Here is a 12,174-nt window from a genome sequence, read left to right on the forward strand (position 1 = left end):
TCTGGGCAACCTGGTCGAACTGGCCGTCGCGCATGAATTCGACGAATCCGTCGAGGTTGGCCAAAAACGGTGCCTCGCTGCTGCCGATTGACACCCGCTCAGCGGTCAGGGTGTTGCGGCTGACCTCCCAGCCTCGGTTGATCTCACCGAGCACGCAGTCGTCGGGCACGAACACGTCGTCGATGAAGACGGTGTTGAACATCGCGCCGCCGGTCAGTTCGCGCAGCGGCTTTACTTGGACGCCTTCACTTTTCATGTCCAACAGGAAATAGGTGATCCCGTTGTGCTTGGGCGCGGTGGGCTCGGTGCGGGCCAGCAGCGCCCCCCAGTCGGAGAACTGCGCGGCAGTGGTCCAGATCTTCTGCCCGGTGATGCGCCAACCGCCCTCGGCTCGGGTCGCCTTGGTGCTCAGCCCGGCCAAATCTGACCCGGCACCCGGCTCGGAAAACAGCTGGCACCACGTGATTTCGCCGCGGAACGTCGCGGGCAGGAACCGCTGCTTCTGCTCGTCGGTGCCGAACGCCACGATCGACGGGACGATCCACGACGCGATCCCGATCTGCGGGCGCTTAACCCGTCCCGCGCTGAACTCCTGCTCGATGATGATCTGCTCGACCGGGCTGGCCGCCCGGCCCCAGGGTTTCGGTAGATACGGCAGCACCCAGCCGCCCTCGGCGATGGCGACCTTGCGTTCTTCGCGGGGCATCGCCTTGAGCGCGGCGACGTCGGCCCGGACCTCGGACCGCAGCTTCTCGGTCTGCGGATCCAGGTCGATGTTGAGCTTGCGCATCCCCGTGCCGGTCGCAGTGTCGACCACCCGCTGGGGGTAATCGGCGCGGCGGCCGAAGGACGCGGCCAGGATCAGCGCGCGGCGGTAGTAAACGCCTGCATCGTGCTCCCAGGTGAAGCCGATGCCGCCGTGCACCTGGATGCAGTCCTGGGTGCAGCGCTGCGCGGCCGCCGGGGCCAGCGTCGCCGCCACCGCGGCGGCGAAGTCGACTGCGGAACTTGCGGTGTCCCAGCTGTTTTGGCGTGCCTCGTCGATTGCGCGGGCAGCGTCCCACACCGCGGCGGTGGCCCGCTCGGTATCGGCGATCATCTCGGCGCACTTGTGCTTGACGGCCTGGAACTGGCCGATCGGCCGGCCGAACTGTTCGCGGATCTTGGCGTATTCCGACGCGGTGTCGGTGGCCCACCGCGCCACACCGATGGCCTCAGCCGACAGCAAAGTCGACATCAGCGCATAGGCGGTGCTCGTCTTGAGGTTGCTCAGCATGGCATCGTCGCCGACCTCGACGGCGTTGGCGCGCACATGCGCGATTGGCCGCAGCGGGTCGATGCTTTTTACGGGTTCGATCTCGAGTTGTTCGGAGCGCAGCACGATCCACTCTTCGCCGCTGTCGATAGCCACCGGCAGCACCAGCAGTGACGCCTGAGCCGCCGCCGGGACCGCCCGCACCTCGCCGCGAATCACCAGCCCCGTTTCGGACTGCGCGTGCCGGGTGGCGGTGAGCCCCGAGCCCAGTGCGTACGCGGCGATGGCGGCGCCGGACGCCAGCTCGGCCAGCACCTTGGCATCCGGGTCATGCGCGGAAATGAGCGCGCTGGCGATCGCCGACGGCACGAACGGGCCTGGCACCGCACCGTAGCCGAATTCGGCTAACACGATCGCCAATTCGAGGATGCCGAAACCCTGGCCACCGACCGATTCAGCCAGGTGTACCCCCTGCAGACCCTGGTCCGCGGCGGCCCGCCAGTACGGCGGGGGATTCTCGAACGGGGTTTCTGGCGTTGTTTCGAGCGCCTCGTGCAGCACCTCCGACGGCGCCACCCGCGCCACCAGCGACCGTACGGAGCTGGCCAGGTCTTGATGCTCAGGAGCGATTGCGATCGGCATTGTTCGCCTTCCCTCGGTGACCTTCCCAATCTAATAACCGGTCGGTTGGTTGACTACATCGGCCAGCGGCTGTTCGTCGGGGAGGCGGCGGCAGTTCGGGGCGGCTTCGGCTAGGTAGCGGCGCATGATGTCGACCGTCCGGCGACGATGCGGGCCACGCGCGGCGTTGACCAGCACCGCATCCGGCCTCATCCACGCCAGCGCATCACGGCCGAGCAGCTCTTCGGTGTCAGGTGTCAACGGCAGATGCAGCGACACGAGGTCGCCGGTAGCCAGCAGCTCGAGCAATGACCGCCAATCTGGCGAAATGCGCCGGAACCCTCAGCGCCACCGCTTGGCGATCCACTTGGCGATGGTGTCGGCCTGCTCGCTGCGCGCCCCCGGGGTGGTGAAGTAGTGGTCGGTGTCGATCGAGACCTGTGTCTTATCGGTAGTGCCCAACGCGTCGTAAATGCGTTGGGCGTCCGAGGGAAAGACTCCGGTATCCGCCTCGGCGTTGACTACCAGCGCCGGACAGGTGACGCGGGCCAGATGCGGCTCGGCCCTGGTCTGCGCGGTCCGCAGGCTCCACATGCCGAGCCAGTTGCGCAGGGTGCACGCGGCCGCGATCCCATGTGCGGAGCGGTTGGCCTTGGCCGGGACGCCGGCATAACACATGTTGGGCTGACGCTTGGTCGGCTCGATGCTGGGATCGACCATGCGCGGATCAGCCCAGGTCCGCATCACAGTGAATGGCCGATCCGAGAAACCAGCTGCCCGAACCCTTTTCAGCTCTTTTTCCGCCCAATCGGTGATGGCGTGGTTGCGAGCGACCTGCGCTGTTCGGTAGCGGTTGACGAACTCCGGCGAGTACGGCGGGCCGTTGCGCTCGTTGAACAGGTCCAGTTCGGGATCGGTGGCGACCGGGTCGGTTTCGTCGACGACGGCGGCGTCCATCCATGCGGTCAGCACATCGGGGCGCCCGGGATGGGCAGCGCTGGCGACATAGCCGTCGGCTGGAAGCAAATCGGTGAGCCCGGCCGCTGGCCGCATGCCCGGCAACGCGGTCACGTTCGGTTCCACCGCCTGCGACTGGTAGGCGGCCATCAGTGACCCGCCGCCGGAATTACCCAGCAAGACAATAGTTTCCACGCCCTGAACGTCACGCAGCCAGCGGACGCCGACACCGATGTCGACCAGCGCGTGGTCGAGCAGGAAACTGCTCTCAAAGCCGCGAAAGCGGGTGTTCCAGCCGAGGAATCCGATGCCGCGGGTGGCCATGTAGTCGGCCAGATAATGCTCAGAGAAGTCGATCTGGTAGTGGGTGGCGATGATGGCCACCTTCGGTTTGCGGCCCACGCCGCGGTGATACAGCCCCTGGCACGGGTGCCCGCCGGCGCCCGCGCGCCGGGCGGTGGGTGAGGGCAGCCCGATGAACTCGCGGATCACGCCGGGCGTCCCGGATGCACGAGTCATGTCAGCGGACCTCCCTTGGTCGATGGCCCGACCGAAAACATTGGCCAACGTCTGCGATGACCGCGGGCGGCGGCCTCAACCGCAGCCGGTGTCCTCCGGCCCCGGTACGACAGCATCTCTGCGCGCTGGCCCGGTTCCTCGGACACCGTCGACACCCCCGCGCCTCCTCTCGTGGTGTTGGACGGATTATCGCGGGCCTGAGCTGGCTACGAGACCAGAATGTGGCGAACCTGGTGGTAACTTGAGTCCACGGTCTTGGCCAGACCGCCGGATGCGTCTCGGAATCCACGGGGGCCGCGATGATCAAGCCACACAACACCAACACCGAATTCGAATTGAGCGGGATCAACCACGTCGCTCTGGTGTGTTCGGATATGGCCCGCACCGTGGACTTTTACACCAACGTGCTCGGCATGCCGTTGATCAAATCGCTCGATTTGCCCAATGGTCAGGGGCAGCATTTCTTCTTCGACGCCGGCAACGGCGATTGTGTGGCGTTCTTCTGGTTTGCCGATGCGCCGGACCGGGTGCCGGGCATCTCGTCGCCGGCGGCCATTCCGGGCATAGGGGATATCACCAGCGCGGTCAGCACCATGAACCATCTTGCTTTCCACGTCCCGGCCGAGAAGTTCGACGCCTACCGTCAGCGGCTCAAGGACAAAGGTGTGCGGGTCGTCCCGGTGCTCAACCACGACGAAAGCGAAATGCAGGTTTCACGCACCCTGCATCCCGGCGTCTATGTCCGCTCGTTCTACTTCCAGGACCCCGACGGGATCACGCTCGAGTTCGCTTGCTGGACAAAGGAATTCGGCGAAAGCGATGCGCAAGCCGTCCCCAAGACCGCAGCTGACCGGCGCGTGCCGGCTGCGCCGTAGCGTCGTCTAATCGCGGTAGAGGCTCGGATCGCCGAGTTCGTCGAGCAGCGAAGCGAGGTGGTCGACGAGCTGCTCGGCGGTTAGGCGTACCTGTCCGGCCAGCCAGGCGCCCAGCGTTTGCGCGACGCCGCCGACGACGAAATGCGCGGCGGCTTTGATGCGGTCGTTTTCCGGCATCCGCAAGGCGCTTCCCACGTGGTGGCCGGACAGCATCGCGAACAGCGCGCTGGATTCGACCCGCTTGCGAACCAACACGGCGTTGGCCAGCTGCGCACTGAACAGCAGCCGCCCGATACGGGGGTCGCCGGCAATAGTACGCACGAGGTTGGCCATGCCCGCACGGGTTTGTTCACGGGGTGAGGCGGCGGCGACCGCGGCCTGCGTGGTGGCGGCCAGATCGGCGATTACCCAATCGAACACCGCGCTGACGAACTCGTCTTTGTCGGCGAAGCTTTCGTAAAAATAGCGGGCGGCCAAGCCCGCTCGACGGCAGATTGCGCGGACGGTCAACTCGGTTGTGTCATCCCCCCCGAGCAGATCCAGGCCGGCGGACATCAGCCTGCGCCGGCGCTCGGCAAGCCGGTCGGCGGCGTCGACCCCGCGATATGGCCGCACTTGCGCGGTGTCGGCTAACCCGGATTTGGCAGCCATGGGGCACCATCTTGACATCGCTGCCCGGCACACGGCAATGTCAGGAAACAAGCGTTCTCACAATTAGTGGGCAGGTGTGGCTATGACGGTCAGCGAACCCATCCAGCACGTCGAGCGCCCAATCGCTGACCGGCCGGTCCGGAAGCCACCGCGTCGCAGAGCGCCGCGGGCCGGTATCGACGACGGCTTGATGGGCGTGGCGCTGCTGGCCGGGCCCGCCAACGTGATCATGCAGTTGGGCCGCCCAGGTGTCGGTTACGGCGTGCTGGAAAGCCGGGTAGAAAGCGGGCGCGTGGACCTGCATCCGATTAAGCGGGCCCGCACCACGTTCACCTATCTCGCGGTGGCCGCCGCCGGCACCGAGGCTCAAAAGGCTGCCTTCCGCCGCGCGGTCAACCGCGCGCACGCCCAGGTGTACTCCACACCCGATAGCCCCGTGCAGTACCACGCGTTCGACCCCGACCTGCAGCTATGGGTAGGGGCGTGTCTGTACAAGGGCGCCGTCGATATCCACCGCATCTTCGTCGGCGAGATGGACGACGAGGAGGCCGAACGCCACTATCACGAGGGGATGGCGTTGGGCACCACGCTTCAGGTTCCGCCGGAAATGTGGCCGCCGGATCGGGAGGCTTTCGACAAGTACTGGCGCGAGTCGCTGGCCAAGGTGCACATCGACGACGCCGTGCGCGACTACCTGTATCCGATCGCTGTGGGCCGGCTGCCCGGCATGATGCTGCCCGGCCCGCTGCAGCGCTGGTTGGACGGTATCGGGCTGCTGATCACCAGCGGCTTTCTGCCGCAACGGTTCCGCGACGAGATGCAGTTTCCGTGGGACGCCGCCAAGCAACGGCGTTTCGACCGGCTGATGGCCGTGCTGCGCAGGGTCAACAGCCTCATGCCGCGGTTCGTGCGGCAGTTCCCGTTCAATGTGTTGCTGTGGGATCTCGACCGGCGGATCAGGACGGGTCGCCCACTGGTCTGACGGCGTTCGAGTCATGCCCGCCGACTCGGCACGGCGTGGATAGCCGTGCTAAGCACTTTGGCGTAAGGTCGGTCGAGTGCGTAGCGAAAGGGATACCTGGGACATCACGACAAGTGTCGGTTCGACCGCGTTATTCGTGGCCACCGCAAGAGCATTGGAGGCGCAGAAGCCTGACCCGTTGGCTATCGACCCGTACGCCGAGGTGTTCTGCCGCGCGGTGGGCGGCCCCGCGGCGGACGTCCTCGACGGTCAAGCGCCCGAACATCCGCTGAAGACAGCGGACTTCGGCGAACATTTCGTGAACTTCCAGGCGGCGCGCACGAAGTATTTCGATGAGTATTTCGGCCGCGCCGCAGATGCGGGCGTGCGGCAGATCGTCGTCTTGGCTGCTGGGCTGGACTCGCGGGCCTACCGATTGCCGTGGCCCGACGGGACAACGATCTTCGAGCTGGACCAACCGCAGGTGCTGGAGTTCAAACGCGAGGTGCTCGCCCAACACGGCGCGAAGCCCAACGCCGAGCGCCGCGAGGTAGCCGTTGACCTGCGCGAGGATTGGCCACAAGCGCTGCGCGACAGCGGGTTTGACCCCGCCAAGCCGTCGGCCTGGATTGTCGAGGGTCTGCTGATCTACCTGCCGGCCAGCGCGCAGCAGCAGCTGTTCACCGGCCTGGACGCGCTGGCCGCCCCCGGCAGCCATGCGGCCATCGAAGACGGGGCGCCGCTGCCGCCCGAGGAATTCGCGGCCAAAGTCGAGGAAGAACGCGCCGCTGCCGCGCAGGGCGACCAGCGCCTGTTCTTCCAGCTGGTTTACAACGAACAATTCGCGCCCGCCGACCAATGGCTCGGCGAGCACGGCTGGAGCGCGGTCCCGACACCGCTGGCCGATTATTTACGGCAAGTCGGGCGACCGGTACCCGGCCCGCATACCGAAGCTGGGCCGATGATCGCCCGCAACACCCTGGTCAGCGCCGTCAAGTGCTGAACTCTCGCCGCGCTGCGTTTAGGGTGTCGTCGTGCATCTTCTGTTCACGTACGGCACCTTGCGTGACCCCGATGTCCAACGCTCGTTATTCGGCCGGCTCATCCCCTGCGACGACGACTCGCTACCCGGTTTTCGGGTCGATCAGGTCACGATCACCGATCCGGCAGTCGTTGCCACCAGCGGCTCCGACATCCACCCCATTCTGCGGCCCGGCACAGCGCACGACGTCGTCGCCGGAGCCTGTCTGCAACTCAGCGACGACGAACTTGCCGCCGCCGACCGCTACGAGGTCGACGACTACACCCGGATCCCGGTCACCCTGACCTCCGGCCGCAAGGCATGGGTGTACGTCTGCGCCGAGATTGCGCACACGCGGTACTGACAGCGCACGCCCCGACGATGCCTACACGATCGTGTTTGCAAACAGGCGCGGGATGCAAGCTTGACGAAAACTGGGAATCTCCGCATGGTTTGGTCATACCGGCCAGACCATGCGGTTCGTCGAGCCCGAGTACAGATAGCCTGGCTTGCAGATTTGTTGGTCAACGACGACCTTTGATCGGCTCGGCTAGTCCAGGTTTCGGGCGCCGCACCACGCAGTGATGTCTGCTGCGAGGGATCCGTAAAGCGCCCGCAACATCGGTTACCGATGCCGAAACATCCCCGTCGCACGATTGTGCACTGATTTGGCCTGCGCATCAGGAAGGAGTACGCGTGGTTGCCGAGCCCGGCACGGACACCGTCGATACTCTGTGCGCTTACTGCGGAGTCGGATGCGGCATGGTTCTGCAAGTCGGCATGGATGCTGCTATTGGACGCCGCCGGGTAACCAAATCCACCGGCCAGAAGACCCACCCGGCCAACTTCGGACGATTGTGCACAAAGGGCGCGACGACCGCCGACATGCTCGCCGCGCCGGGTCGCATGGAATCGGCGTACGTGCGTCCCGGTCGCGGCGAACCGACCCATCCCATTGACGTCGATGCCGCTATCATCCACTGCGCCAACCGGTTACGAGCAGTCGTCGACGAACACGGGCCGGACTCCGTCGCGTTGTATGTCTCCGGGCAGATGTCGCTTGAGGCCCAATACCTGGCCAACAAGCTGGCCAAGGGCTTCCTCGGCACCAACCAGATCGAGTCGAACTCGCGGCTGTGCATGGCCAGCGCCGGCAGCGGCTACAAGCAATCACTGGGTGCCGACGGGCCGCCAGGCTCATACCAAGACTTCGATCAGGCCGACGTGTTCTTCGTGATCGGCGCCAACATGGCCGACTGCCACCCGATCCTGTTCTTGCGCATGATGGATCGGGTCAAGGCTGGCGCCAAACTGATCGTTGTCGACCCACGTCGCACGGCGACCGCCGAGAAGGCCGACCTGTTCCTACAGATCAATCCCGGCACCGATCTCGCGCTGCTCAACGGACTGCTGCACCTGATCGTCGAGAACGGCCATACCCACCCGCCGTTCATCGCCGAGTTCACCGAGGGCTGGGAGGTGATGCCGAGCTTCCTCGAGCAATACCAGACCGCGAAGGTCAGCGACATCACCGGCATCCCAGAGGAACAGATCAGAACAGCCGCCCGGTGGATCGGCGAAGCCGCAAATTGGATGAGCTGCTGGACGATGGGACTCAACCAGAGCACCCATGGCACCTGGAACACCAACGCGATCTGCAACCTGCACCTGGCCACCGGCGCTATCTGCAAACCGGGGAGTGGCCCGTTTTCGCTGACCGGGCAACCCAACGCCATGGGCGGCCGGGAAATGGGATACATGGGTCCGGGCCTACCCGGGCAGCGATCGGTGACATGCGACGCTGACCGGGCGTTCGTCGAGGACCGATGGGGTATTCCGCGCGGGTCGCTGCGCGCCGATGTCGGCGGTGGCACCATCGACATGTTCTTCCGCATGGCCGACGGGCACATCAAGGCCTGCTGGATCATCTGCACCAACCCGGTTGCGAGCGTGGCTAATCGGAAGACCGTGCTGGCCGGTTTGGAGAAGGCCGAACTGGTGATTACCCAAGACGCATTCTTGGCGACCGAAACCAATGAGTACGCCGACGTGCTGCTGCCGGCGGCGCTATGGACGGAATCCGAAGGGGTGATGGTCAACTCGGAACGCAATCTCACCCTCTTCCAGCAAGCCGTGGGTCCACCCGGGCAAGCGCTGCCCGATTGGCAGATCATCGCCCGAATCGCTTGTGAGATGGGATATGCGGACTCGTTCACCTACAGCTGTGCGGAGGAGGTATTCACTGAGATCAAGCAGTTCTACAACCCGGCCACCGGCTACGACCTTCGTGGCATCACCTATGAACGACTGCGCCAGACACCGATCCAGTGGCCGTGCCCACCCGGCAGCACAACCGACCGCAGCCCCATCCGCTACCTCAATGACGGTGTGAGCCAGACACAGCTAGTCCGTGACGACGGCAGCGTGCCTCGGCTGGCGTTCCCGACACCGAGCGGCCGCGCCAGGTTCTTCGCCCGCCCGCACCTGCCGCCGGAGGAGATGCCCGACGACGATTACCCGTTCTTGCTGAACACCGGACGGCTGCCGCACCAGTGGCACACAATGACCAAAACCGGCAAGGTTGACAAGCTCAACAAGCTCAATCCCGGCCCGTTCATAGAGATCCATCCCGATGACGCCGCCCGGTTGCAGATTGCGGACGACGACCCGGTCGAGATCGCCTCCCGCCGCGGCCGCGCGGTACTGCCCGCTGTGATCAGCGACCGCGTGCGACCCGGCAACTGCTTTGCTCCTTTTCACTGGAACGACGCTTTCGGCGAATACCTGTCCATCAATGCCGTCACCAACGACGCGGTCGACCCGATATCTCAACAACCGGAATACAAGGCGTGCGCGGTCACCCTCACCAAAGTCGCCACGGTTGGGCGCGGCGATGCTGCAGCCGAACCAGATCAGCCGGTCGCGGAGGAAATCAGAGTGTCGCAGCTCGACACCCTCACCGAATTGTTCGGTCTGACAGACGAACCCAGACCGCAGTTCGCTCCGCTCGAGCGCTCCTACCTTGCTGGGATGCTGACCGCGCTACGATCCGACGCCGGCCGGCGGACACCAGGCGTGCCGACGCTGCCCGCCAGCGCACCGTTCGAGCCCAGCACCCGGACGTGGGTGGACGGTGTGCTGGCCGGCCTATTTGCGCGCACCACAATAGCCGGTCCGTGCGCGTCGCCGAGCCCAGGCGGCGACCTGCCACCGAGCCCGGTCGCGGATACGCCCGAGCGCGCACCGATTATGGTGCTGTGGGCTTCGCAGACCGGAAATGCCGAAGCGGTGGCCACCGATGTTGCTGCACAATTACGTGCGGCTGGGCTACCGGTTGCGTTGCACGTGATGGACGACTTTGCTGTGGGTGACCTGCCGGGCATCCAGCAGCTGCTGCTGGTCACCAGCACGACCGGTGACGGCGAGCCACCGGATAACGGCACCGCACTGTGGGAAGCGTTATTGGCGCCGAGCGCACCAACACTCACGGAAACCCGCTACTCCGTGCTCGCGCTGGGCGACTCCAGCTACGACGACTTCTGCGGTCACGGACGCAAACTCGACGCGCGCTTCGCCGAGCTGGGTGCCACCCGCATGGTCGAGCGGGTCGACTGCGAACCGGAGTACGAAGAAGCGGTTGCCGGGTGGCTCAGCGAGGTGTTGCGTGAACTGAGCCGCCAACCGGCGCTTGTCGGGGGCGATACGGCCGCCGCTGCGGCACCCGCCGCGCAGGCCCACGCTATTGCGGCGCCGTCGATTGAGTCGCAGACCTACGGCAAGAAGAACCCGCTTGTCACTTGCCTGGCTCGCAATACCGCACTCAGCGGACCGGGATCGGCGAAGGAAGTGCGGCAGTTCGTTTTTCGTGTACCCACCGAAACCTTCTGCTACGAAGCGGGCGACGCCCTTGGTGTCTGGCCGCGTAATCACGGTGAGCTCGTCGACGAGTGGCTGGCAGTCACCGGATTGGACGGCGACACGGTGGTGCAGCTCGGTGCACACGGGGAGATGCCGTTGCATGTTGCGTTGGTCGAACGATTGGCGATCGCGCGTCTCACGCCCGACCTGCTGCGGTTCGTGGCGCAACGCAGCGGAGACCCTGAACTGGGCGAGTTATTGAAGCCCGAAAACAAGGCCGTGCTCGCCGAGTGGGCGTGGGGGCGGCAGCAAGTGGACTTGCTGGCCGATGTGCCGGTTACCGCGTCGGTCGAAGACTGGCTCGCAGTCCTGAAACCACTTCAGCCCCGGCTGTATTCGATCTCGTCCAGCCCCACAGTGCACTTAGGTGAAGTGCATCTGACCGTGTCAGTGGTGCGCTATGCCTTCCGCGGTGCTCGGCGCCGCGGGGTGTGCTCGACCTACCTGGCGGACGGGGCCGACGGCGACGACATCGGTATCTACGTCCACAAATCCCCCCACTTCCGGCTCCCGACCGACCCAGATACACCGATGATCATGGTCGGGCCCGGCACTGGTATCGCGCCATTTCGCAGCTTCCTGCACGAACGTCGCGCACTTGGGCACAACGGACGCAGTTGGCTGTTCTTCGGCGAACAGCATGCGGCCACAGACTTTTACTACTGTGACGAGATCCAGAAAATGCACGCTGACGGCTTTCTCACCGAAGTTGACCTGGCATTCTCGCGCGATCAACCTGAAAAGATCTACGTCCAGCACCTTATGCGCCACCGAGGAGCCCAGCTGTGGCAATGGCTGCAGGACGGCGCCCACCTGTACGTCTGCGGTGACGGTCAACGGATGGCCAAAGATGTCGACCGCGCGCTCGTGGCGATCGTCGAACAGCACGGACATCGTGACGCTGACGATGCGAAAGCCTATGTCCGAAACTTGGCCGCTGCCAACCGCTACCAGCGCGACATCTATTAACTGGATTCGTCGGTATCAGGCTGCCAGCTGCCGGGAACCATCGGAATGGTGGCGCCGCTGGCGAAGGCGTCGCCGGCCAGCCTTCTCAACCCGGCCGGCCGGTGGGTATCGGCCTTGGCTGCGGTATCGGCAAAGCCCAGCCGCCCGGCCCCCTGATCCGAGGGCAGCGCGGAGTTCGCGTGCCGGTTACTCTCCGATGCGTCGCCGGGTGCTGGGTCCGCGCTCGAGTCGAGGTCCAGGAATTCGTATCGGTAGCCCCGGTCTATGCGTTTTGGCGCCGACCGCCGCCTCCGCCGCGCCCGCTCCTGCTCTACGGCCGGCGCGGCCGCAGCCGCCGGGACTTCGGCGGCCTCGGACGCCGGCTTGTGGCCTTTGCCGCGAGCACTCGTCGCCGACCCCGCGCCGAGATCGCCCACCAGGTATGGGT

General features: G+C 65.4%; 8 protein-coding genes and 2 pseudogenes (1 of these 10 running past the window's edge). 5 read left to right on the forward strand and 5 right to left on the reverse strand.

Annotation, left to right across the window (positions count from 1 at the left end; translation table 11 throughout):
• The 3 genes and pseudogenes from ACFE99_RS03910 to ACFE99_RS03920 form a co-directional block, all read right to left on the reverse strand.
• Positions 1-1,897, reverse strand: a pseudogene (locus ACFE99_RS03910) (acyl-CoA dehydrogenase); it reaches 344 nt to the left of the window's first position.
• A gap of 30 nt (positions 1,898-1,927) precedes the next feature.
• Entirely contained in the window at positions 1,928-2,185 is a 258-nt protein-coding gene (locus ACFE99_RS03915; protein ID WP_375482603.1) for an NAD(P)-dependent oxidoreductase, read from the reverse strand.
• 33 nt (positions 2,186-2,218) lie between these two features.
• A complete protein-coding gene (locus ACFE99_RS03920) occupies positions 2,219-3,352 on the reverse strand; it encodes an alpha/beta hydrolase (protein WP_375482605.1) in 1,134 nt (377 codons plus the stop codon).
• Between the two features lie 299 nt (positions 3,353-3,651).
• Between ACFE99_RS03920 and ACFE99_RS03925 the strand changes: the two genes are divergently transcribed.
• Complete coding sequence (locus ACFE99_RS03925) at positions 3,652-4,227, forward strand: VOC family protein (RefSeq protein ID WP_375482607.1); 576 nt, start codon at positions 3,652-3,654, stop codon at positions 4,225-4,227.
• A 6-nt stretch (positions 4,228-4,233) separates the two neighbouring features.
• Here ACFE99_RS03925 and ACFE99_RS03930 read toward each other — a convergent pair whose 3' ends face one another.
• On the reverse strand, positions 4,234-4,878 hold the full coding sequence (locus ACFE99_RS03930) for a TetR/AcrR family transcriptional regulator (protein WP_375482609.1): 645 nt from the start codon (positions 4,876-4,878) through the stop codon (positions 4,234-4,236).
• A gap of 82 nt (positions 4,879-4,960) precedes the next feature.
• Here ACFE99_RS03930 and ACFE99_RS03935 point away from each other — a divergent pair, with 82 nt between their 5' ends.
• From ACFE99_RS03935 to ACFE99_RS03950, 4 genes are all read left to right on the forward strand, one after another.
• Positions 4,961-5,860, forward strand: a complete 900-nt coding sequence (locus ACFE99_RS03935; RefSeq protein ID WP_375482611.1) for an oxygenase MpaB family protein — start codon at positions 4,961-4,963, stop codon at positions 5,858-5,860.
• Between the two features lie 76 nt (positions 5,861-5,936).
• Entirely contained in the window at positions 5,937-6,842 is a 906-nt protein-coding gene (locus ACFE99_RS03940) for a class I SAM-dependent methyltransferase (RefSeq protein ID WP_375482613.1), read from the forward strand.
• 31 nt (positions 6,843-6,873) lie between these two features.
• A complete protein-coding gene (locus tag ACFE99_RS03945; RefSeq protein ID WP_375482615.1) occupies positions 6,874-7,224 on the forward strand; it encodes a gamma-glutamylcyclotransferase family protein in 351 nt (116 codons plus the stop codon).
• Between the two features lie 398 nt (positions 7,225-7,622).
• Positions 7,623-11,747 carry a molybdopterin-dependent oxidoreductase gene (locus ACFE99_RS03950; RefSeq protein WP_375482621.1) on the forward strand — a complete coding sequence of 1,375 codons (4,125 nt, stop codon included), beginning with the start codon at positions 7,623-7,625 and terminating at the stop codon, positions 11,745-11,747.
• Here ACFE99_RS03950 and ACFE99_RS03955 read toward each other — a convergent pair.
• Positions 11,744-12,174 (reverse strand): annotated as a pseudogene (locus tag ACFE99_RS03955) (PPE family protein); the annotation flags it as partial. The gene ACFE99_RS03950 and the pseudogene ACFE99_RS03955 sit on opposite strands and share 4 nt — an antisense overlap.

Origin of the sequence: uncultured Mycobacterium sp., assembly GCF_964249325.1 — a bacterium.
GTDB lineage: Bacteria > Actinomycetota > Actinomycetes > Mycobacteriales > Mycobacteriaceae > Mycobacterium.

What these genes read in the sequence shown, in the direction of transcription:
- ACFE99_RS03920 (WP_375482605.1), bottom strand. Translation starts at nt 3,352, where the DNA reads ATGACTCGTGCATCCGGGACGCCCGGCGTGATCCGCGAGTTCATCGGG.
- ACFE99_RS03925 (WP_375482607.1), top strand. Translation starts at nt 3,652, where the DNA reads ATGATCAAGCCACACAACACCAACACCGAATTCGAATTGAGCGGGATC.
- ACFE99_RS03930 (WP_375482609.1), bottom strand. Translation starts at nt 4,878, where the DNA reads ATGGCTGCCAAATCCGGGTTAGCCGACACCGCGCAAGTGCGGCCATAT.
- ACFE99_RS03935 (WP_375482611.1), top strand. Translation starts at nt 4,961, where the DNA reads ATGACGGTCAGCGAACCCATCCAGCACGTCGAGCGCCCAATCGCTGAC.
- ACFE99_RS03950 (WP_375482621.1), top strand. Translation starts at nt 7,623, where the DNA reads ATGGTTCTGCAAGTCGGCATGGATGCTGCTATTGGACGCCGCCGGGTA.